Source organism: Streptomyces iconiensis (assembly GCF_028657195.3).
In the GTDB taxonomy this organism is placed as follows: domain Bacteria; phylum Actinomycetota; class Actinomycetes; order Streptomycetales; family Streptomycetaceae; genus Streptomyces; species Streptomyces iconiensis.
Genome location: NZ_JANCPR020000006.1, coordinates 255,870 through 276,476, shown reverse-complemented (window position 1 = coordinate 276,476; position 20,607 = coordinate 255,870). Strand labels below are relative to the sequence as shown.

General features: G+C 70.8%; 19 protein-coding genes. 4 read left to right on the top strand and 15 right to left on the bottom strand.

Going from position 1 to position 20,607, the window contains the following annotated elements; genetic code table 11:
* Nucleotides 1-278: 278 nt before the first annotated feature.
* The gene (locus NMN56_RS08495) at nucleotides 279-2,804 is read right to left on the bottom strand and encodes an ATP-dependent Clp protease ATP-binding subunit (RefSeq protein WP_274044296.1); all 2,526 of its coding nucleotides are present in this window, start codon (nucleotides 2,802-2,804) and stop codon (nucleotides 279-281) included.
* 495 nt (nucleotides 2,805-3,299) lie between these two features.
* Between NMN56_RS08495 and NMN56_RS08490 the strand changes: the two genes are divergently transcribed.
* A complete protein-coding gene (locus NMN56_RS08490) occupies nucleotides 3,300-3,734 on the top strand; it encodes a hypothetical protein (RefSeq protein ID WP_274044298.1) in 435 nt (144 codons plus the stop codon).
* On the opposite strand, the gene NMN56_RS08485 is transcribed toward NMN56_RS08490, so the two are convergent.
* From NMN56_RS08485 to NMN56_RS08435, 11 genes are all read right to left on the bottom strand, one after another.
* The gene (locus NMN56_RS08485) at nucleotides 3,713-4,051 is read right to left on the bottom strand and encodes a histone-like nucleoid-structuring protein Lsr2 (RefSeq protein ID WP_274044299.1); all 339 of its coding nucleotides are present in this window, start codon (nucleotides 4,049-4,051) and stop codon (nucleotides 3,713-3,715) included. The genes NMN56_RS08490 and NMN56_RS08485 overlap by 22 nt on opposite strands.
* Before the next feature lie 160 nt (nucleotides 4,052-4,211).
* Nucleotides 4,212-4,736 carry an amino-acid N-acetyltransferase gene (locus tag NMN56_RS08480; protein WP_274044300.1) on the bottom strand — a complete coding sequence of 175 codons (525 nt, stop codon included), beginning with the start codon at nucleotides 4,734-4,736 and terminating at the stop codon, nucleotides 4,212-4,214.
* 9 nt (nucleotides 4,737-4,745) lie between these two features.
* A complete protein-coding gene (locus NMN56_RS08475) occupies nucleotides 4,746-5,156 on the bottom strand; it encodes a BlaI/MecI/CopY family transcriptional regulator (protein ID WP_274044301.1) in 411 nt (136 codons plus the stop codon).
* A 33-nt stretch (nucleotides 5,157-5,189) separates the two neighbouring features.
* Nucleotides 5,190-5,360, bottom strand: a complete 171-nt coding sequence (locus tag NMN56_RS08470; RefSeq protein WP_274044302.1) for a hypothetical protein — start codon at nucleotides 5,358-5,360, stop codon at nucleotides 5,190-5,192.
* A gap of 46 nt (nucleotides 5,361-5,406) precedes the next feature.
* Complete coding sequence (locus NMN56_RS08465; RefSeq protein ID WP_274044303.1) at nucleotides 5,407-6,231, bottom strand: hypothetical protein; 825 nt, start codon at nucleotides 6,229-6,231, stop codon at nucleotides 5,407-5,409.
* A 276-nt stretch (nucleotides 6,232-6,507) separates the two neighbouring features.
* Nucleotides 6,508-7,305: a type III pantothenate kinase gene (locus NMN56_RS08460; RefSeq protein WP_274044304.1), complete on the bottom strand. Its 798-nt coding sequence runs from the start codon at nucleotides 7,303-7,305 to the stop codon at nucleotides 6,508-6,510.
* Entirely contained in the window at nucleotides 7,305-8,348 is a 1,044-nt protein-coding gene (nadC, locus tag NMN56_RS08455; RefSeq protein ID WP_274044305.1) for a carboxylating nicotinate-nucleotide diphosphorylase, read from the bottom strand. The genes NMN56_RS08460 and nadC overlap by 1 nt, the downstream gene beginning before the upstream one ends.
* Nucleotides 8,345-10,174, bottom strand: coding sequence for an L-aspartate oxidase (locus NMN56_RS08450; protein WP_274044306.1), 1,830 nt, complete (start codon nucleotides 10,172-10,174; stop codon nucleotides 8,345-8,347). The genes nadC and NMN56_RS08450 overlap by 4 nt, the downstream gene beginning before the upstream one ends.
* A complete protein-coding gene (panC, locus tag NMN56_RS08445) occupies nucleotides 10,171-11,094 on the bottom strand; it encodes a pantoate--beta-alanine ligase (protein ID WP_274044307.1) in 924 nt (307 codons plus the stop codon). Before panC ends, NMN56_RS08450 begins: the two co-directional genes overlap by 4 nt.
* Nucleotides 11,091-12,152: a Rossmann-like and DUF2520 domain-containing protein gene (locus tag NMN56_RS08440; RefSeq protein ID WP_274044308.1), complete on the bottom strand. Its 1,062-nt coding sequence runs from the start codon at nucleotides 12,150-12,152 to the stop codon at nucleotides 11,091-11,093. Before NMN56_RS08440 ends, panC begins: the two co-directional genes overlap by 4 nt.
* A 65-nt stretch (nucleotides 12,153-12,217) precedes the next feature.
* The gene (locus NMN56_RS08435; RefSeq protein ID WP_274044309.1) at nucleotides 12,218-12,451 is read right to left on the bottom strand and encodes a hypothetical protein; all 234 of its coding nucleotides are present in this window, start codon (nucleotides 12,449-12,451) and stop codon (nucleotides 12,218-12,220) included.
* 131 nt (nucleotides 12,452-12,582) lie between these two features.
* Between NMN56_RS08435 and NMN56_RS08430 the strand changes: the two genes are divergently transcribed.
* Entirely contained in the window at nucleotides 12,583-13,704 is a 1,122-nt protein-coding gene (locus NMN56_RS08430) for a DUF5937 family protein (protein WP_274044310.1), read from the top strand.
* A gap of 328 nt (nucleotides 13,705-14,032) precedes the next feature.
* On the opposite strand, the gene NMN56_RS08425 is transcribed toward NMN56_RS08430, so the two are convergent.
* The gene (locus NMN56_RS08425; protein WP_274044311.1) at nucleotides 14,033-14,719 is read right to left on the bottom strand and encodes a response regulator; all 687 of its coding nucleotides are present in this window, start codon (nucleotides 14,717-14,719) and stop codon (nucleotides 14,033-14,035) included.
* A 146-nt stretch (nucleotides 14,720-14,865) separates the two neighbouring features.
* Nucleotides 14,866-16,098, bottom strand: a complete 1,233-nt coding sequence (locus NMN56_RS08420) for a sensor histidine kinase (protein ID WP_274044312.1) — start codon at nucleotides 16,096-16,098, stop codon at nucleotides 14,866-14,868.
* Nucleotides 16,099-16,213: 115 nt separating this feature from the next.
* Here NMN56_RS08420 and NMN56_RS08415 point away from each other — a divergent pair, with 115 nt between their 5' ends.
* Together NMN56_RS08415 and NMN56_RS08410 are read left to right on the top strand one after the other, a co-directional pair.
* A complete protein-coding gene (locus NMN56_RS08415; RefSeq protein WP_274044313.1) occupies nucleotides 16,214-17,308 on the top strand; it encodes an SAM-dependent methyltransferase in 1,095 nt (364 codons plus the stop codon).
* 245 nt (nucleotides 17,309-17,553) lie between these two features.
* Nucleotides 17,554-18,933 carry a dihydrolipoyl dehydrogenase family protein gene (locus NMN56_RS08410; protein WP_274044315.1) on the top strand — a complete coding sequence of 460 codons (1,380 nt, stop codon included), beginning with the start codon at nucleotides 17,554-17,556 and terminating at the stop codon, nucleotides 18,931-18,933.
* Between the two features lie 164 nt (nucleotides 18,934-19,097).
* Here NMN56_RS08410 and NMN56_RS08405 read toward each other — a convergent pair whose 3' ends face one another.
* Nucleotides 19,098-20,351: an ATP-binding cassette domain-containing protein gene (locus NMN56_RS08405; RefSeq protein ID WP_274044316.1), complete on the bottom strand. Its 1,254-nt coding sequence runs from the start codon at nucleotides 20,349-20,351 to the stop codon at nucleotides 19,098-19,100.
* Nucleotides 20,352-20,607 lie beyond the last annotated feature (256 nt).

Below are 20,607 nucleotides of genomic sequence, written 5' to 3'. Positions count from 1 at the left end.
CAGAGGGGGCGGAGCCCCTTTTGGCGGGGGGATTGCCGGGGGGCGGAGCCCCCCGACGCCCGGCCGGCGAGGCCAACGGGGCAAGGGGCGAAGCCCCATAAGGAACGGAAACTGGCTTCAAATAACAGGAACCACGACAGGGGGCACGGGGCGCAGCCCCATAAGAGCTGGCAAGGCCCACACAGGGCCACCTGACAAACAAAACGCGGGGCCGACACCCGAAGGTGCCGACCCCGCAAAGGCACAAGCGCAAAGGCTAAGGCGCCAGCCGCAACTGCCTACGCCTCCTTGGAAAGGTTGGGCCCGCCCCCAGCAGCGGACTCCACCGGCGGAGCATCCGGCAGCGCCGCCTTCTCCTCCCCACGGAACGTGAACGCCTTCGCCTCACCCTCACCCTCGGTCCCCACGACCACGATGTGTCCGGGCCGCAGGTCACCGAAGAGGATCTTCTCGGAGAGGATGTCCTCGATCTCGCGCTGGATGGTCCGGCGCAACGGCCGGGCACCCATCACGGGGTCGTAACCCTTCTTCGCGAGCAGCTCCTTGGCATCGGTGCTCAGCTCGATGCCCATGTCCCGGTCCTTCAGCCGCTCATCGACCTGGTGGAGCATCAGGTCCACGATGCGGATGATGTCCTCCCTGGTCAGCTGGTGGAAGACCACCGTGTCATCGACACGGTTGAGGAACTCGGGCCGGAAGTGCTGCTTCAGCTCGTCGTTGACCTTGGCCTTCATCCGGTCGTAGCCGGCCTTCGTGTCGCCCTGTCCCGCGAAGCCGAGGTTGAAGCCCTTGGAGATGTCCCGCGTGCCGAGGTTCGTGGTCATGATGATGACCGTGTTCTTGAAGTCCACTTCCCGGCCCTGGGAGTCGGTCAGCCGACCGTCCTCCAGGATCTGCAACAGGGAGTTGAAGATGTCCGGGTGCGCCTTCTCGACCTCGTCGAAGAGAACCACGGAGAACGGCTTGCGCCGCACCTTCTCGGTGAGCTGGCCGCCCTCCTCGTAACCCACATAACCGGGCGGGGAGCCGAACAGCCGCGAGACGGTGTGCTTCTCGCTGAACTCCGACATGTCGAGAGAGATGAGCGCTTCCTCGTCCCCGAAGAGGAACTCGGCGAGCGTCTTGCTCAGCTCGGTCTTACCCACACCGGAAGGACCGGCGAAGATGAACGAACCACCGGGCCGCTTCGGGTCCTTGAGGCCCGCACGCGTACGCCGGATCGCCTGGGAGAGCGCCTTGATGGCGTCCTCCTGGCCGATGACGCGCTTGTGCAGCTCGTCCTCCATGCGCAGCAGGCGCGAGGACTCCTCCTCGGTGAGCTTGAAGACCGGGATGCCGGTGGCCGTGGCCAAGACCTCCGCGATCAGCTCCTCGTCCACCTCGGCGACGACATCCATGTCGCCGGCCTTCCACTCCTTCTCACGCTTGGTCTTCTGCGCGAGAAGCTGCTTCTCGGTGTCCCGGAGGGAGGCGGCCTTCTCGAAGTCCTGCGAGTCGATCGCGGACTCCTTGTCCCTGCGCACGTTCGCGATCTTCTCGTCGAACTCGCGCAGGTCCGGCGGCGCTGTCATCCGGCGGATGCGCATCCGGGAGCCGGCCTCGTCGATCAGGTCGATGGCCTTGTCCGGCAGGAAGCGGTCCGAGATGTAACGGTCCGCGAGCGTCGCGGCGCCGACCAGGGCGGCGTCCGTGATCGAGACGCGGTGGTGCGCCTCGTAACGGTCGCGCAGACCCTTGAGGATCTCGATGGTGTGCGGAAGCGACGGCTCCGCGACCTGGATGGGCTGGAAGCGGCGCTCGAGCGCCGCGTCCTTCTCCAGGTACTTGCGGTACTCGTCCAGCGTCGTGGCACCGATCGTCTGCAGCTCACCGCGGGCCAGCATCGGCTTGAGGATGCTCGCCGCGTCGATCGCCCCCTCGGCGGCGCCGGCGCCGACCAGGGTGTGCAGCTCGTCGATGAACAGGATGATGTCGCCGCGCGTACGGATCTCCTTGAGCACCTTCTTCAGGCGCTCCTCGAAGTCACCGCGGTAACGGGAGCCGGCGACCAGCGCGCCCAGGTCCAGGGTGTAGAGGTGCTTGTCCTTGAGGGTCTCGGGCACCTCGCCCTTGACGATGGCCTGCGCCAGCCCCTCGACGACGGCGGTCTTGCCGACGCCGGGCTCGCCGATGAGCACGGGGTTGTTCTTCGTACGGCGGGAAAGGACCTGCATGACCCGCTCGATTTCCTTCTCGCGCCCGATGACCGGGTCGAGCTTGGACTCCCGTGCGGCCTGCGTGAGGTTGCGGCCGAACTGGTCCAGGACGAGCGAGGTGGAAGGCGTGCCCTCAGCGGGGCCGCCTGCCGTGGCGGCCTCCTTACCACCCGAGTAACCGGAAAGGAGCTGGATGACCTGCTGGCGCACCCTGTTCAGGTCGGCGCCGAGCTTCACGAGGACCTGGGCTGCGACGCCCTCGCCCTCGCGGATCAGACCGAGCAGGATGTGCTCGGTGCCGATGTAGTTGTGGCCCAGCTGAAGGGCTTCGCGGAGCGAGAGCTCCAGCACCTTCTTGGCACGGGGGGTGAAGGGGATGTGACCGGACGGCGCCTGCTGGCCCTGCCCGATGATTTCCTCCACCTGCTGGCGGACAGCCTCAAGCGAAATCCCGAGGCTCTCCAGTGCCTTAGCGGCGACACCCTCACCCTCGTGGATCAGGCCCAGGAGGATGTGTTCAGTGCCGATGTAGTTGTGGTTGAGCATCCGGGCTTCTTCCTGAGCCAGGACGACAACCCGCCGCGCGCGGTCGGTGAACCTCTCGAACATCGTTATTCGCTCCTCAGAGCGGTCAGGCAGTGAGGGGACGCTCCCCTCGCTGTCCTTCCGCAGCTTAGTCCCGCAACGGGGGACCGCTCATTCCAACTGCCGACACCGGCCCAGTCGCGTATGCGCCTCCTGTCCCGGACAGCCGACAACAGTTCCAACCCGATGGTGCGAGACGATGTTCCCGCAGGCCAGGCGTATTCACCTGGATCCACTACGCCGACGGCGAACGCCCCCGCACCGACACGCCCGCTCCCGTTCGACCCCGTCGTACCTCACCCCCGCTCCGCCCGCTGTCACCTGGGCTTCCGTCTCCGTTAGTGCCTTCTTACCCGCTGGCGGTGACACTCCATGCGGCATACCGCCGATACGGCACAGCTCATCCGCTGATGGCGAACAGACTTCGCGGAGACACGAGCACCCCGCCCATCTGGGCACAGAGAGTAGTGGAAGCCAACTCTGCGTAACGTCACCGCTGTTCGGCCGGTTGCACCGTGCATGACGTTCGCGATTCCACGCGCCGGGCCCCAGGGCGCCGAGAGCGCGGGGCCGGCCGGGGTCGCCGATGTACTGGAGGTGCCTGCCCGCGCCGGCAGGGCGCTGCTGCGGCGCCGGGGACTGCGCACCGGCCCTGTTGCCTACGACCCGGTGCGCGAGCGCGTCCTGCTGCTGGTGCCGTCCGGCAGCGCCGAAGAGCTGCCGGGGCTGCTGGAGTGGCTGGAGTGGGGCGGGGTCGAGCTGGAGCTGACTGCCCGCTCCGCCTACGACCCTCGGGAGGCCGCCGCCCTGTGGCTGCGACCTCCCGAGTCGGGGTGCGAGCCGGGAGCGCCGGTTCCCGGCGTGGATCTCGTACGGCTTGTCGGTGCTGCGGCGACGGAGTGCCACCGGGCCCGGTTGGGCATCCGGCCCTCTCAGCCGTTGGCCTTCTCGTAGGCCTCACGAATGCTGGCCGGGACGCGACCCCTGTCGTTGACCTCGTAGCCCTGCTCCTTGGCCCACGCGCGGATCTTCGCGGTGTCCTGGCTGCTGCCACCGCCGGAAGCGGCACGGCCGCCCTTTCCGCGTGCGGAACGGCCACCGGTACGGCGCCCGCTCTTCAGATAGGGCTCCAGAGCGCCACGGAGCTTGTCCGCATTAGCGGTGGTGAGGTCGATCTCGTAGGTCTTCCCGTCCAGTGCGAACGTCACTGTCTCGTCGGCTTCGCCGCCGTCGAGGTCGTCGACAAGAAGAACCTGAACCTTCTGTGCCACCGGCTACTCCCATTCGTCATCGATAACGGATTACTGATACTGCCGACGAAAGCAAACCGCTTTTCCCGGAGAAACACAAACCCTCGGCTGAGTTTGCCCGTCCACCCGCTGGGATTGGCGGGATCTTTCGGACATAGTGGTGGCTGTTCTGTGCGACGGTTCAGAGATGCAGCAGCATGCGGCTGTTGCCCAAGGTGTTCGGCTTCACTCGTTCGAGACCCAGGAACTCCGCGACTCCCTCGTCATAGGAACGCAGCAGCTCGCTGTAGACATCGCCGTCCACAGGTGTCTCGCCGATCTCGGTGAAGCCGTGCTTGGTGAAGAAGTCCACTTCGAAGGTGAGACAGAAAATACGCCGCACACCGATCCACCGCGCCGTCGTGAGCAGCTTCTCCAGGAGCATGTGCCCGACCCCGGTTCCGCGCTGGGTCGGAGCGACGGCGAGCGTCCTGACCTCGGCCAGGTCCTCCCACATGACGTGCAGGGCACCGCAGCCGACAACTTCGGCATCGGTGTCCTGTTCCGCTACCCAGAACTCCTGGATGTCCTCGTAAAGCGTCACCGTGGCTTTGTCGAGCAGGATGCGGTCGCGCGAGTACACGTCAAGGAGCCCGCGCAGAGCGGGGACATCGGCCGTGCGTGCCCTGCGGATGGTGACTTCGGATAGCGGTACGCGTTCTCGCATGAACGGACGCTATCGCTCCTGGTCGCCCGGCTCTCCGCCGGGGGCGTCGAGATGGACGCCGTTCAGTTGTACGACGCGCAAGGCGTCGCGCAGCACCTCGACCTGTTCCGGCGACATCATCCCGAAGAAGTCCACGAGAGCGGATGCCGGGTTGTCACTGGTCGACCACGCCTCGTTCATGAGAGCCGCCGAGTAGGCGGCACGAGTGGAGACCGCCGCATATCGATAGGCCCGGCCTTCTTGATCCCGCCGGAGCCAGCCCTTCTGGCGCAGGTTGTCCATTACGGTCATCACCGTCGTGTAGGCGACGGTGCGTTCCTTCTGCAGATCTTCGAGGACTTCCCTGACGGTGACGGGGCGGTTCCATCGCCATACCCGCGTCATCACGGCATCTTCCAACTCTCCCAATGGCCTCGGCACGGAAGAATAATAGTCGGAGATGTCCGAATCGAGTCAGTCCTCGGACTTCTGGCGCGTGGACTTGGCCTCGGCCAGTGCGGCATCGACGGCGCCGTCTTCCTTGGCCTTGTTGGCGCCACCCTGGCTCTTGACGATCGTCACGATGAGCGCAGTGAATGCCACCGCCATCACGAACGGCGGGGTGAGTGCGGCGACGTAGTCCATGGCTGGGCCTCCTCGGTGAGCAGGCGTCCAGCGTAACGCGGGGGCTTCAGGCGGGAATCGGGTGCCTCTCCCGCTCGGGCTCCGGCGACTCCGGCGTTTCCCTCAACTGCGTTTCCCGCGGCACGTTTTCCGATGTCTCCGACAGCTCCGATTCCGGTGTTTCCGGCGTATCCGGTGTGTCCGGCGCCTCGCGCCCGGGGTGCGGCGCCGAGCGCCTGCGGGGCGGGAAGACCTCGCCCGGTGTGGGGACGGGCCGGGAGGGCGGCGACTGTGGCTCGGCACCGGGCTCCGGTTCGCGCTCGGGTTCGGGCTTCCGCTCGGGCTCGGGCTCGGGGGCCGGCTTCCGCGTGGGCTCGTCCCCGGCCGTCGCGGGCGACGGGGCCGTCTCGTCGTGCTGCGGCGTGCGGCCTGCGGGAACGCAGGCGGGCCCTGGCACGGCAGGGGAACCGGACAGGCCGCGGAGGCGGGCGCGCACGGCGCTCTCGGCGAGGCTCTCGCAGCGGTGCAGCAGCGCGAGGCGGCGGTCCGTCTCGGGCTCTCCCGCGGCCTCGCCGCACAGCGTGCGCAGCGCCGCGAGGTCGTCGGGGCGGGGGAGGTAACCCGTGGTGAGCGCCGCCTCCAGCTGGTCGAGGTAGCCGGGCGCCGCACCGGGGAGCGCCTCGCGGTACCGGGCGAGGTCGCCGAGCAGGAAGGACCGCAGCCTGTATCCCTCGCGCACCGTCTCCTCCACGGCCTCGGCGAGGCGCAAGTAGTCCCGCGCCTCCTCGGGCGCGGGGTCGGACTGGAGGGCGATGGCGAGGGCGCCGCCGAGCACACGCAGCTCGTCCGCGCTGAACGCCACGCCTCCTCGGGAACCGTAGGGCGTTGGCATGCGGCGACGATACGGCGCGTATCCGCTAAATGTGCTTATCGCCCGGAGGCACGGCGTGGCGTATGACGCCCGCTTTATGACTGCTTTGTGAGCGGCGCCGCCCTTTGCGTGCTGCTTTTCTGCCGGATTCGTATCGGGCTTTCCGGAAGCCGATTCGGCTCGTTGCGGGTCGGCTTGGGTGGGAGCCAGTCGGACCGGTCGTCCAGTCGGCTCGGCTCGCGTCCAGTCGCCTCGGGGCGGTTGCGATCAGCTTGGGGCGGCTGCGGTCGGTCTCGGTCAGCTCCGGTCTACGTTGCGCTCATAGACCAGCCGCAGGCCGATCAGGGTGAGCCAGGGCTCGTGCTCGTCGATGACGCTGGACTCGCCCAGCACCATGGGCGCGAGGCCGCCGGTGGCGATCACCGTGACCTCGTCCGGGTCGTCGGCCAGCTCGGTCGCCATGCGGTTCACGACGCCGTCGACCTGCCCAGCGAAGCCGTAGATGATGCCCGACTGCATGGCCTCGACGGTGTTCTTGCCGATGACGCTGCGCGGGCGGGCGATCTCGATCTTGCGGAGCTGTGCGCCGCGTACGCCCAGTGCGTCCACGGAGATCTCGATACCGGGTGCGATCACGCCGCCGACGTACTCGCCGCGTGCGGAGACCGCGTCGAAGGTCGTGGCCGTGCCGAAGTCGACGACCACACAGGGGCCGCCGTACAGCTCGACGGCGGCGAGCGCGTTGATGATGCGGTCGGCGCCGACCTCCTTGGGGTTGTCCATCAGGATCGGCACGCCCGTCTTGACCCCTGGCTCGACCAGGACGGCGGGGATGTCGCCGTAGTAGCGGCGGGTCACCTCGCGCAGCTCGTGCAGTACCGAGGGGACGGTCGAGCAGATGGCGATGCCCTCGACGTTGTCGCCCAGTTCCTCGCCGAGGAGCGGGTGCATGCCCATCAACCCCTGGAGGAGCACGGCGAGTTCGTCCGCCGTACGACGCGCCTCGGTCGAGATGCGCCAGTGCTCGACGATCTCCTCCCCGTCGAACAGGCCCAGAACGGTGTGGGTGTTGCCCACGTCGATGGTCAGCAGCATCAGGCCGATTCCTCTCGAAGGTCCAGGCCGATGTCGAGGATCGGGGAGGAGTGCGTGAGGCTGCCGACGGCGAGGAAGTCGACGCCGGCCGCCGCGTATGCGGGCGCGTTCTCCAGCGTGAGGCGGCCCGAGGACTCCAGCTTCGCCTGGCCCGCGACCAGCGCGACTGCCTCGGCGGTCTGTTCCGGGCCGAAGTTGTCGAGAAGGATCAGATCCGCACCCTGGTTCAGAACGGGCGTGATCTGATCGAGCCTGTCCACTTCGACCTCGATCGGGATGTCGGGGAACTCGGCCCTCACCCGCGCGAACGCCTCGCCCACACCGCCGGCCGCGATCACGTGGTTGTCCTTGATGAGCGCGGCGTCCGAGAGCGACATGCGGTGGTTGACCCCGCCGCCGCAGCGCACGGCGAACTTCTCCAGCGCGCGCAGCCCTGGCGTCGTCTTCCTGGTGTCCCGTACGCGCGTCTTCGTGCCCTCCAGCGCGTCGGACCAGGCGCGGGTCGCCGTGGCGATGCCCGAGAGGCGGCACAGCAGGTTGAGGGCGCTGCGCTCGCCCGTGAGCAGGTCGCGGGTGTTGGTGCGTACGGTCAGCAGCTTGTCGCCCGCCTCGACCCTGTCGCCGTCCAGGACGTGCCGCTCCACCTCGAACTCGTCGGTGCACACCACCGACAGGACCGCCTCGGCGACCCGCAGCCCCGCGACGGTGCCCGCCTCACGCGCGGTGAAGTCGCCCGTGGCGAAGGACCCTTCGGGGACCGTGGCCACGCTGGTGACGTCCACGCCGCGGTCGAGGTCCTCCTCAACGGCCAGGTGTGCGATGTCCTCGACCTGGACCGGGTCGAGGCCCGAGTCCAGCAGGAGTTGCGCCAGGTCGGGGTCGAGGCCGCATTCGAGCGGATCGAGATCGGCGCCCTCGCCCTCGGCCTCGCCGGCGGCGCAGCCGCAGCCGTCGCCGCAGCCGCCCTGGCCGGGCGGCTCGGCAGTCGTCGCGGGGCCGCCGATCTGGAGGAGGGACAGGTCTACTGGTTCCGGGCTGGTCACGTTCTCTCCTTGGGCGCGACCGGCGGGAACGCGGTCGTCTGTGTCGTACGGACGGTGAGCGGGAGGCTCACGACGAGGTGGCGCCGCCAGCGCGTGTCGTCACGGTCCGGGTGGTCCTCGCGCCAGTGGCACCCCCGCGTCTCCTCGCGCCGCAGTGCGGCTGCGACGAGGACACGGGCCACGAGGTGGAGGTTGGTCGCCTCCCATGTGTCCACACCCGGCTCGGCCGGCTTGTCGGCCAGTTCGGCCGGAAGCGCGGCGAGTTGCCCGGCGGCGCTGAGGAGACTACGCGCGGAACGCAGCACTCCCGCACCACCGGTCATGATCCTCTGCACCGCGTGACGTGCTTCCGCCGGCAGCAGCGACGTCGCGTGCTGGGTGGTGGCGTTCGCCACGTTCCCCGCAGCCCCCTCGTTCCCGGGCGCACGGGTGCTTCCCGGCGTGCGGGCGCTCCCCGGCGTGCGGGCGTCCCCCGCTTCCGGTGAAGTGGGCGTGTGCTGCCCGGCGTTGGGGGCCGGGTCGGCGGCGTGGGGGTGCCCCGGGACGTGTTCCGCGGCCCGCTCGGTGACGTGTTCCGCGATCCGTTCGGCGAACACGAGGCCCTCCAACAGGCTGTTGGAGGCGAGCCTGTTGGCACCGTGCACGCCCGTGCAGGCGACCTCGCCGCAGGCGTACAGCCCCGGCACGGTCGTGCGCCCGTACAGGTCGGTGCGTACGCCGCCGGAGGCGTAGTGCGCAGCCGGCGCCACCGGGATCGGGGAGCGTACGGGGTCGATGCCGTGGGCACGGCAGGCGGCGAGGATCGTCGGGAAGCGGGTCTCCCACATCGCGGCGCCGAAGTGGCGGCCGTCGAGGAACATGTGGTCGGTGCCGCGGGCGGCGGCGTGCCGCATGATGCCCTTGGCCACGATGTCGCGGGGCGCCAGTTCGGCGAGCGGGTGCCGGCCCTCCATGAAGCGGACGCCGTCCGCGTCGACGAGGTGCGCGCCCTCACCGCGTACCGCCTCGGAGATCAGCGGCTGCTGCCCCTCCGCCTCCGGGCCCAGGTAGAGCACCGTGGGGTGGAACTGGACGAACTCCAGATCGGACACCTCGGCCCCGGCACGCAGCGCGAGCGCGACGCCGTCTCCCGTGGAGACGGGCGGGTTCGTCGTCGCGGCGAACACCTGCCCCATACCACCGGTGGCGAGGACGACGGCGGGTGCGCGTACGGCGCCGACGCCGTCGTGCTGGCCCTCGCCCATGACGTGCAGGGTCACGCCCGCCGCGTGGCCGGCGCCGTCCTTGAGGAGTTCGAGCACAAGGGCGTTCTCGACCGTGCGCAGGTCCTTCTGCGCGTGTACGGCCTCCACCAGCGCGCGGGAGATCTCGGCGCCGGTCGCGTCACCGCCCGCGTGGGCGATGCGGCGGCGGTGGTGGCCACCCTCGCGGGTGAGTGCGAGGGCGCCGGTTTCCCCGGTCGTGTCGAAGCGCGCGCCGGCCGCGATGAGGCGGCGTACGGCGTCGGGGCCCTCGGTGACGAGGGTGCGTACGGCCTCCTCGTCGCACAGCCCGGCGCCCGCGACCAGGGTGTCGTCGAGGTGCTGGCCGGGGGTGTCGCCCTCGTCGAGCGCCGCGGCGATGCCGCCCTGCGCCCAGCGGGTCGAGCCGTCGTCGAGGCGGGCCTTGGTGACGACGACCGTACGGGCTCCCGTGGCGGCGCAGCGCAGTGCGGCCGTGAGGCCGGCGACGCCGGAACCGACCACGACCACGTCGGCCTCGACCGTCCAGCCGGGTGCGGGCGCCGTGAGCGGCTCGGCGCCTATCCGGTCGCTGTGCTCCGTCATGGGTTCCGCTTTCCGAAGTGGAGCGGGGCGTTGTCGATGAGCCGGGTGGTGCCGGCGCGCGCTGCGACGGCGAGCACGGCCTCGCCCTCCCACTTCCCGCTCCGGATCTCCGTGAAGCTCCCGGGGTCGACCAGCGCCACGTAGTCGACGACGAGCCCCGAGGCGGCGGCGAGGACGTCACGCGCGGCGCGCAGCACGGCTCCGGCGTCCTGGCCGCCCTGCCCCAGGGCGCGTTCACCGGCCGCGAGCGCGCGTGAGAGCGCGAGTCCGTGTGCGCGCTCCGCAGCGGACAAGTAGCGGTTGCGGCTGGAGAGAGCCAGCCCGTCGTCCTCGCGCACGGTCGGTACGGCGACCACGCGTACGGGGAAGTTCAGATCGCGCACCATGCGCCGTACGAGGGCGAGTTGCTGGGCGTCCTTCTGGCCGAAGAACGCGGCGTCGGGCGCCGTCAGGTGCAGCATCTTGGCGACGACCGTCAGCATCCCGTCGAAGTGCCCCGGGCGTACGGCGCCTTCCAGCACCTCGCCCATCGGGCCTGCCGTGATCCGCACCTGGGGTTCGCCGCCCGGGTACACCTCCTCGGCCGGGGGCGCGAAGACGACGTCGGCGCCCTCCTTGCCCGCGACGGCCAGATCGGCCTCCAGGGTGCGCGGATAGCGCTCCAGGTCCTCGCCCTCGCCGAACTGGAGCGGGTTGACGAAGACGGTGACGACGACCTGGCCGCCGGGCCCGACCCGTTCGCGGGCCGCGCGCACCAGTGCGGCGTGGCCCTCGTGGAGGGCTCCCATGGTCATCACGACGGCACGCTCACCGGCAGCGGTGCCGGTGCCGGTGCCGGTACCGGTGTCGGTACCGGAGCGTGGGAGGGCGCGCAGTTCGGCCGCCGTACGGGCGACGGCGGGAGGTGGCACGGGGCTCATTCGCCGGTCCCCCCGTGCTCTCCGTCGTCGCCTTGCCCGCCGTCTGTGCCGTCTCTGCCGTCCCCGCCGGTCTTGCCGTCTCCGCCGGTCTTGCCGTGCCCGCCGGCGCCGGGCTCACCGGTGGCCTGGCCGTGCGAGAGCACGTCGAGCAGGGCCTCGGCCAGTTCGGGCTTGAGCAGCCCGTGTGCGAGCGCCCTGTCGGCCGTCGCCCTGGCCATCGCGAGGTAACCGGCGACGGTCTGCGGCGCGTGCTTGCTCAGCTCGGCGACGTGTGCGGAGACGGTGCCCGCGTCCCCGCGCGCCACGGGTCCCGTCAGCGCCGAGTCGCCGGAGCGCAGCGCGTTGTCTAGCGCGGCGCCGAGCAGCGGGCCGAGCATCCGGTCGGGCGCCTGCACGCCGGAGGCGCGCAGCAGCTCCATGGACTGGGTGACCAGGGTGACGAGGTGGTTGGCACCGATGGCGAGGGCCGCGTGGTAGAGGGCGCGCATCTCCTCCTCTACCCACTCCGGCTCGCCGCCCATCTCGATGACGAGCGCCTGGGCCGCCAGCCGCAGCTCCTCCGGCGCCGTGACACCGAAGGAGCACCCGGCAAGCCGCTGCACATCGACGGCCGTACCGGTGAAGGTCATCGCGGGGTGCAGCGCGAGCGGCAGCGCCCCTGCGCGCAGCGCGGGCTGGAGCACTCCGGTACCGAAGCGCCCGGAGGTGTGCACGACGAGCTGTCCCTGTCGCACGGCCCCCGTCTGCGCCAGTCCTGACACCAGCCCTGGCAGCGCGTCGTCGGGCACGGTCAGCAGGACCAGGTCGGCGCGCGCGAGGACCTCGGCCGGCTCGACCAGGGGTACGTCGGGGAGCAGATCGGCGGCGCGGCGCCTGGAGGTTTCCGAGACGCCGGAAGCGGCGACCGGGCGGTGCCCGGCCAGCCGCAGTGCCGCGGCGAGCGCGGGCCCGACGCGGCCGGCGCCGACGACGCCGACCGAGAGCCGTGCGGGGCGGTCCTCGGCCCGTGCCGGTGCCGGCGGCTCGTGGGGGCCGCCAGGGGGTTGCTGAGTGTTCACGGAGTGGCCTTCCGTATGCGTTCCGGTCCGCTGGTGCTGCCGGTACCGGACGTGACCACGCCATGTTAAGCCCTGCGCGGAGGCCGTCGGAGGCGCCGGGACGTCCGCCTGGACGTCCACCTGGACGCCGGCGGGGATGCCGCTCCCCCCGTACCGTCGCGCAGCGCCTTGGCCTCCCTGCGGGCCACCCACCAGGCACGCAGGAGCTTGGCCTCGTGGGAGCCCGGGGCCGGTGGCTCGGCCTGTCCCGCACCGCGGAGCCGCCAGGTGTCGATCGCGTACTGCTCTTGGATGCTCATACCGACGACGCTGCGTCCGACAGCGCACGGAAGCACGCCGATTGACCAGGGACGTCAATCCGCGCCCCGCCGATTGACGGGCCTCGTCAATCCACGCGCCCCGCGCTTGACCTGCGGCGCACCATAGGGGCATGAGCGTCACCATCGAGATAGCGGGTCTGCCGCCCGAGCGGATCGTCTTCGCGCCTTCGCCCCTGGCTGAACTGGGCACGGCGCTGCACACGCTGTCCGAGCCCGGTCACCACCCCGGCGTCTGCGGGTGGACCACGGCGGTGAACGCGGGGCTCAAGCAGGACCTCGCCGACCGGCTGAGCGAGGCGGACTTCCTGTGGAGGACGACCTTCTCCGACGTCCTGCTGGGCTTCGCCGGGCTGCGGGACGCCTCGGCACAGCCGGGCGAGACGCTCGCCGACGACCTGGACATCCTGGACCGGCTGGACGACGAGGAGTTCGTCTCCGCCTCCCTGGAGTTCACCTGCTCGACGCTGTACGGGACACCACAGCTGCGCTCCCCGCTCTCCGACCCCTCGATGCGCGAGCGCGCCATGGAGCTGGCCTCGGCGCGCGGTCCGCAGCAGCGCCAGTTCACCAAGTGGCTCCTGGACGACCCGCCCGCCGTACGGGCCTGGGTGCGGCGCCTGTTCGAAGACTGCGACGAGGCGTTCTTCGCCGACACCTGGAACCGGGTGCGCTTCCAGCTCACCGCTGACGCGCGGGAGAAGAGCGAACTGCTGCGGCGCAAGGGGCTGGCAGCCACGCTGGAGGCGGTCTCACCCGCCCTGTCCGTGGACGAGGCGGGCACCCGTATCGATGTGGACAAGCTCTCCAGTGCCCGGACGACGGCGGTCGACCCCGCCGTGGGCGCCGGTGTCACCTTCATCCCGTCCGTCTACCAGTGGCCGCACCTCCTGGTGCTCCACCGGTACGCCTGGCGACCTGTAGTGCACTATCCGGTGGCCGCGCCCGAGCTGCCGGGGCCGACCTCGGTCGACCAGTTCATGCTGCGTATGGAGGCGCTCGCGCACCCGATGCGGATGCGCCTGTGCCGGCACCTGGCGCGGGCGCCGTACACCACCGGTGAACTGGCCGACTACTACGGGCTCAGTTCGCCGGAGGTCTCCCGGCACCTGTCGGTCCTCAAGAAGGCGAGCCTGATCACGTCGCGCCGCAGGGGGCGCTATGTGCAGTACCAGATGGACCTGAAGGTCGTCGCCCGGCTGGGCAGCGACTTCCTGGAGACCGTCCTGCGGTAGTGCTGCGCGAGCCTTGCGCCTTTTGGTGTGCCGGTGCCGTGTTGTGTGCCGGTGCTGTGTTGTGTGCCTCGGCATCGGGTGGTTCCGTCCGCCGTGTTCGCGGCGCTGAGTGGTGGCGTGCCGGTTGTGTGTGGCTTGGCGCGCAGTTCCCCGCGCCCCTATGGGGCGCCTTCTGCGGGCGTCTTGTCAGCCGGTGCCGTGCGATGTGCTCGGCACCGGGTGGGTTCCATCCGCCGTGTTCGCGGCGCTGAGTGGTGGCGTGCCGGTTGTGCGGGGCTTGGCGCGCAGTTCCCCGCGCCCCTATGGGGCGCCTTCTGGGGGCGTTTTGTCAGTTGGTGGTGCCGCCTGCGCGTACCAGGCCCGTTTCGTAGGCGAGGACCACGGCCTGTACGCGGTCGCGCAGGCCGAGCTTGGCGAGGATGCGGCCTACGTGGGTCTTCACGGTCGCCTCGGACAGGACGAGCTTGCCGGCGATCTCGCCGTTGGAGAGGCCCTGCGCGATGAGCGTGAGCACCTCGCGTTCGCGTTCGGTGAGCCGTTCCAGCTCCTTGGTGAGCGGCTCGGACGTGGTCGCGGGCAGGATCGAGGAGAAGCGGTCGATCAGCCGCCGGGTCGTGCTGGGTGCGACCACGGCGTCACCGCTGTGCACCGCGCGGATGGCGTCCAACAGGTCGCCGGGCGGTACGTCCTTGAGCATGAAGCCACTGGCACCCGCCTTCAGCGCGGAGAAGGCGTACTCGTCCAGGTCGAACGTGGTCAGGATGAGCACCTTGGGGTCGCCGGGTCCGCCCTCGCCCTCCTCACAGATGCGGCGGGTCGCCTCGACTCCGTCGACGTTCGGCATCCGCACGTCCATAAGGACCACGTCCACGGCGGTGCCGCGCAGGATGGACAGCGCCTCGGCGCCGTCGCTCGCCTCCGCCGTGACCTCCATGTCCTGCTGTGCGCTCAGCACCATGCGGAAGCCGGTGCGCAGCAGCGCCTGGTCGTCGACGAGCATCACGCGGATCGTCATGCGTTGTCCCTTCTTGCGGTACGTGGACGGTGGTGCTGCGGTACGGGCCCTCCGGCCGGTCGCGCTGTACGGACTCGGTCGGCGGTGCCCCTTGAGGCGGTCGGTCTGTGCCCCTTGAGGCGGTCAGTCGGTGCCCCTTGAGGCGGTCAGTCGGTGCCCTTGAGGGGGAGCGCGGCGGCGATGCGGAAGCCACCGCCGGGGCGGGGCCCCGCCTCCAGGGCGCCGCCGACCATGCCCACACGTTCCCGCATTCCGATCAGACCGTGCCCGAGCCCGTCCGTGCCCCCGTCCTCGTACAGCTCGCGCTGCGCTCCCCGGCCGTCGTCCTCCGCGTACACACGGAGCTCGTCGGGCTCGTAGCGCAGCAGTACGGTCGCGCCCACCTCGGGGCCCCCGTGCTTACGGGAGTTGGTGAGCGCTTCCTGCACGATGCGGTACGCCGTGAGCTCCACGCTACTGGGGAGCGGCTGCGGCGTTCCCTCGACCTTGAAGGCCACGGTGAGCCCGGTGCCGCGCACCTGCTCGACCAGGTCGGCGATCTGCTCGACACCGGGCTGCGGCACGTACTCCCCGCCCTCGCGCTTGCCCCCGTCCCCGGTGCGCAGCACGCCCAGGAGGCGGCGCATCTCGGCGAGGGCCTGGCGTCCTGTGCCCGAGATGGTCTCCAGCGCCATGCGGGTCTGGTCGGGCGCCGTGTCCAGCACATAGGCGGCGCCGTCGGCCTGGACGACCATCACGGACACGTTGTGCGCGACCACGTCGTGCAGCTCCCGCGCGATCCTGGCCCGCTCGGCCGCGACGGCGACCTTGGCCTGGGCCTCGCGCTCCTTCTCCAGGCGGGTGGCGCGCTCCTCCAACTGGGAGTAGTAGGCGCGACGGGTGCGCAGCGAGTCGCCCAGCACCCAGGCCATCACGAACGCCAGCGTCATGAAGAGGGTGCCGAAGATCTGGCCCGTGAGGTCGTGCTGCGGTCCGGGCCAGCGCGCCTGGTCGATGGCGGGCGCCAGCAGGGAGCCGGCCAGCGCGAAGCGCGAGGCCCAGCGGGTGTGCCGGGAGGCGACGGTGAAGATGATGACCAGGAAGGCGAAGTTCCCGGGGAACGGCTCTACGTCGGCGATGACCTGCGCGACCCCGGTGCCGGTGGCCAGCAGCAGCATCTTCTCGGGAGCCCGCCGCCGCAGCGCCACCACGGCGCACATGGAGAGCGCGATGGGAATGGCGGCGATCTGCTCCTTGGGGCCGTACGGCAGCCCGGTCGTGTCGTCGGGCGCGGTCAGGCTTGCCAGGAGCCAGGCCGACGACATCAGCAGCAGGAACGCGGCCCATAGGCTGTCCACCCACGTGGGGTGCCTGCGGATGAAGTCGTAGAGCCGGTTCACGTAACCCAGCGTATGCAGGGTAAGTACGTGCAGAGGTCAACCGGACGGCCGATCCATAGGGCCCCCGTGTACTCCCCAAGGTGGAGGACACCCGTCCGCACGTACCGTGAGGCGCATGATCCCCGAGCAGCGCGGCTGGCGGGAGGCCGCCGAGCACGCCCTCTACGGCCCCCTCGGCTTCTTCACCCACGAGGCCCCCGCCGAGCACTTCCGCACCTCCGTGCACGCCTCACCCCTCTTCGCCCGCGCGGTGACCCGGCTGCTGCTGCGCGTGGACGAGGCACTGGGCCACCCCGACCGCCTCGACCTGGTGGACGTGGGCGCGGGGCGCGGAGAGCTGCTCTCCGGGGTGCTGAAGGAGCTGGCGGCCGGTACGGCGGACGGCGGCGGGGTCGGTACGGCGAGCGGCGGCGACGGAGCCGGTACGGCCGAGGCGGCAGGCCCGGCGGGTGCCGGTGTCGCGGCCCGTCTGCGCGCGTGCGCGGTCGAGCGCGGCCCGCGCCCCGCCGGTCTGGACGACCGGATCGACTGGTGCCCCGATCTGCCGGGCCCCGGAACGGTCACCGGGCTGCTGTTCGCCAACGAGTGGCTGGACAACGTGCCGTTGGACATCGCCGAGACCGGCCCCGAGGGCACCCCGCTCCTCGTACAGGTGGACGGGGAAGGCAACGAGCACCCCGGGCCCCCCGTCGCGGGCGAGGACGCGCGGTGGCTGGCCCGCTGGTGGCCCCTGGAGGGCACGGAGCCGGGCTCGCGCGCCGAGATCGGGCACCCGCGCGACGCTGCCTGGACCACGGCCGTACGGTCCCTGCGCGCGGGTGCGGCCGTTGCCGTCGACTACGGGCACACCCGCGCGACCCGGCCACCCTTCGGAACGCTCACCGGATACCGCGAGGGGCGCCAGACACGCCCCGTCCCCGACGGGCGCCACGACATCACGGCGCATGTCGCCCTGGACGCCTGCGCCGACGCCGCCGCACTCGTGGCGGAGGGCGGAGGGGTGCTGCTCCCCCAGCGCGAGGCACTGCACCGGCTCGGCGTACGCGGGGGCAGGCCGCCTCTGGAACTGGCACACAGCGATCCGGCCGCGTACGTACGGGCCCTGAGCGCTGCCGGAGAGGCGGCGGAACTGACCGCCAGGGAAGGGCTGGGCTCCTTCGACTGGCTGGTCTGCCCCGTCGGCATCGCCTCACCCCTGCCGACGCCGTAACGCCCGCCCTCACGCCGAGGTGCCCGCAGCCGAGCGCCCGCAGCCGAGGTGCCCGCAGCGTAGGCACCGGGAGCGTAGGCACCGGGAGCCGGGGCACCCGCAGCTCCGGGGCATATGCGGCCGGGGGTCCGTGGTGGGGATGCCGTTGTCCTGGTTCGCTCGTATGCTCGCGTGAGCGCATGTGGCAGACCTCACCGTCGCCCTGCCGGACACACACCATCTGTCGAGCCGAGGAGGCCGGGCCCATGGCACGCGAGTGCGATGTCATCGTCGTCGGAATGGGGCCGGGGGGCGAGGAAGTCGCCGGGCGGCTGGCGCAGGAAGGGCTCGATGTCGTGGGCGTCGAGGCCGAACTGCTCGGCGGCGAGTGCCCCTACTGGGCGTGCGTACCCAGCAAGATGATCGTCCGCGCGGGAAACGTGCTCGCCGAGGTCGGACGCTCGCCCGGCATGGCCGGTCCTGCCCGTGCGGAGCCGGACTTCTCGCTGGTCGCGGCACGCATCAGGGACGAGGCGACGACGGACTGGGACGACGCGAGCGCGGTGGAACGGTTCACGGGCAAGGGCGGCACCTTCGTACGGGCACGCGGCCGGATCGTCGGTCCCGGGCAGGTCGAGGCGGGCGGGGAGACGTACAGCGCCAGGCGTGCCGTGGTCGTGGCCACCGGGAGCGGCCCCATGGTGCCCCCGGTCGAAGGGCTGGAGGGGACGCCGTACTGGACCAACCGCGAGGCGATCTCGACGCCCGAGGCACCCGGTTCCCTGCTGGTGCTCGGCGGCGGTGCCGTCGGCGTGGAGCTGGCCCAGGGGTTCTCCCGTTTCGGGACGGAGGTGACGGTCGTCGAGGCGTCGGAGCGGCTGGTTCCGCCGGAGGAGCCTGAGTCGGCCGCGCTGCTTGAGCGCGTACTGGACGCCGAGGGCGTGACCGTCAGAACGGGAGCGCGGGCCTCGGCCGTACGGCATTCCGGGGACACGTTCACCCTCACCCTGGAGAACGGCGAGGAACTGAGCGCGCAGCGGCTCCTGGTGGCCACGGGCCGCCGCCCGCGGCTGAAGTCGCTGGGCCTGGACACGCTCGGCCTCGACCCCGAAGCCCGCGCCCTGCACGTGGACGCGCACATGCGTGCGGCGCCCGGGGTGTGGGCCGTGGGCGACGTGACGGGCGAGGGCGCCTTCACACACATGGCGATGTACCAGGCGGACATCGCCGTACGCTCCGTCCTCGGCCAGGAGGGCCCGGGAGCCGACTACTCGGCGGTTTCCCGCGTGACCTTCACCGACCCGGAGATCGGCGCGGTCGGACTGACGGAACAGGCGGCGCGCGACAAGGGGCTGAGCGTCAGGACCGGGCAGTCCGAGGTGCCGTCCAGCACCCGTGGCTGGATCCACAAGGCGGGCAACGACGGGCTGGTGAAGCTGGTCGAGGACGCCGACCGCGGGGTACTCGTCGGCGCGACGAGCGCGGGCCCCATGGGCGGCGAAGTGCTCTACGGGCTCGCCGTCGCGGTACGCGCAGCCGTCCCCGTCTCCCTCCTGCGGAACATGATCTACGCCTACCCGACCTTCCACCGCGGCGTACTGGACGCGCTGGCCGACCTGGAGACAGCGGCGGAAAAGCCCGGCTGACGAGGACGGCAGTCCCGAGCTGGCAGGCCGGCTCGACGGCGCGGCAGCCCCGAAGCCGCCCGGACAACGCCGCCGGCGCACGCACAGCGCCACGCGCGCCGACAGCCGCCGACAGCCGCCGACAGCCGAGGAAAGAGCCAGCCCCGTGCGGGCCAGCGCGCAGCTCACGCGTCCGCGATCGTCTCCACCTCCGCCTCGTCGCGCGGCACCTGGAGTTCGTCGGCTGCGACGGAACGGCGCAGCGCCTCGTGCAGGCCCGCCGGTGTGAGGACGCCCACGAACCTGTCGGCCTCGTCGAGCACGGCGACCCACCCGGCGTCGTGCTGGAGCATCACGCTGAACGCCGACTTGAGCGGCGTACCCAGGCGGAGCCACGCCTCCATCCGCCGCGCGCACTCCCGTACGGTCACGGCGGGCACGGCGTCGGACGGGACACCCGTGCCCTCGCCCTCGCCCTCGCCCTCGCCCTCGCCGGCGTCCGCCGCGCCGGCGGCCTCGCCCGCGAGCACGTCGTTCACCATCTGCGCCGAGATCCAGCCGTGCAGCTGGTCGGCGTCGTCCAGGACGACGGCCCAGCGGGCGCCTTCCTCGCGCATGCGCTCCGCCGCCTTGTCCACCCGGTCGTCGAGGTGGGCCACGGGCGGTTGTTCGAGGTCGCTGGGCTCCACGGCCGTGACGGAGAGCCGCTTGAGCCCTCTGTCGGCGCCGACGAAGTCAGCGACGTACGAGGTGGCTGGGGCGCCCAGGATCTGTGCGGGCGGGTCGAGTTGTTCGATACGACCCTCGCCGAAGACGGCCATGCGCCCGCCGAGCCTGACCGCCTCCTCGATGTCGTGCGTCACGAACAGCACGGTCTTGTGCAGCGTCGAGTGCAGCCGCAGGAACTCGCTCTGAAGCCGCTCGCGTACCACCGGGTCGACGGCCGCGAAGGGCTCGTCCATCAGCAGTACGGGCGGGTCGGCCGCCAGCGCGCGTGCGACGCCGACCCGCTGCCGCTGACCGCCGCTGAGCTGGTCCGGGTAGCGGTTGCCGTGCACCGAGGGGTCGAGCCCGACCAGGTCGAGCAGTTCGCGTGCGCGCTCCCGTTGTCTGGACTTGGACCAGCCCAGCAGATGCGGAACGGTGGCCGCGTTGTCGAGCACCGTCTTGTGCGGGAAGAGGCCGACCTGCTGGATGACGTAACCGATCCGCAGCCGCAGTTGGACCGGCGGTACGGAGGAGATGTCCTCGCCGTTCACGAAGATGCGGCCGGATGTCGGTTCGATGAGCCGGTTGACCATCTTCATGGTCGTCGTCTTCCCGCATCCCGAGGGGCCGACCAACGTGACCAGTTCTCCTTCGGCCACCTCGAAGGAGAGCTCCTCGACAGCGAGCGTCCCGTCCGGGTAGCGCTTCGTCACATTCTCAAAGCGGATCATGCGGTCGTCCCCCAGCTCTTCCGTGGCTCTTCCGTGGCTCTTGCGTCGTCCGGTTCTCCGGCGTGCGCGCTGCCGTGCTCCGTCACCCCGAAAGTCTCACGCATCATCGAGGTCGCAGAGGTAGGGTCGCCCGACGTTGGTGGCCCGTCGGACACCGGTGGGGGAGGTGACGGGAGGTGAGCCCCATGAGCGGGGTACTCGGCGTGACAAGTGACGTGCACGGCGCGCAGAGCCTGCACAGCGCGGCCGGCGACAA

Excerpts from the sequence above, each read along its gene's own strand:
- NMN56_RS08425 (WP_274044311.1), bottom strand. The coding sequence starts at position 14,719 with ATGACGATCCGCGTGATGCTCGTCGACGACCAGGCGCTGCTGCGCACC.
- NMN56_RS08415 (WP_274044313.1), top strand. The coding sequence starts at position 16,214 with ATGATCCCCGAGCAGCGCGGCTGGCGGGAGGCCGCCGAGCACGCCCTC.
- NMN56_RS08430 (WP_274044310.1), top strand. The coding sequence starts at position 12,583 with ATGAGCGTCACCATCGAGATAGCGGGTCTGCCGCCCGAGCGGATCGTC.
- panC (WP_274044307.1), bottom strand. The coding sequence starts at position 11,094 with ATGAGCCCCGTGCCACCTCCCGCCGTCGCCCGTACGGCGGCCGAACTG.
- NMN56_RS08460 (WP_274044304.1), bottom strand. The coding sequence starts at position 7,305 with ATGCTGCTGACCATCGACGTGGGCAACACCCACACCGTTCTGGGCCTG.
- NMN56_RS08410 (WP_274044315.1), top strand. The coding sequence starts at position 17,554 with ATGGCACGCGAGTGCGATGTCATCGTCGTCGGAATGGGGCCGGGGGGC.
- NMN56_RS08405 (WP_274044316.1), bottom strand. The coding sequence starts at position 20,351 with ATGATCCGCTTTGAGAATGTGACGAAGCGCTACCCGGACGGGACGCTC.
- NMN56_RS08450 (WP_274044306.1), bottom strand. The coding sequence starts at position 10,174 with ATGACGGAGCACAGCGACCGGATAGGCGCCGAGCCGCTCACGGCGCCC.
- NMN56_RS08435 (WP_274044309.1), bottom strand. The coding sequence starts at position 12,451 with ATGAGCATCCAAGAGCAGTACGCGATCGACACCTGGCGGCTCCGCGGT.
- NMN56_RS08495 (WP_274044296.1), bottom strand. The coding sequence starts at position 2,804 with ATGTTCGAGAGGTTCACCGACCGCGCGCGGCGGGTTGTCGTCCTGGCT.
- NMN56_RS08480 (WP_274044300.1), bottom strand. The coding sequence starts at position 4,736 with ATGCGAGAACGCGTACCGCTATCCGAAGTCACCATCCGCAGGGCACGC.
- NMN56_RS08490 (WP_274044298.1), top strand. The coding sequence starts at position 3,300 with ATGACGTTCGCGATTCCACGCGCCGGGCCCCAGGGCGCCGAGAGCGCG.
- NMN56_RS08470 (WP_274044302.1), bottom strand. The coding sequence starts at position 5,360 with ATGGACTACGTCGCCGCACTCACCCCGCCGTTCGTGATGGCGGTGGCA.
- NMN56_RS08465 (WP_274044303.1), bottom strand. The coding sequence starts at position 6,231 with ATGCCAACGCCCTACGGTTCCCGAGGAGGCGTGGCGTTCAGCGCGGAC.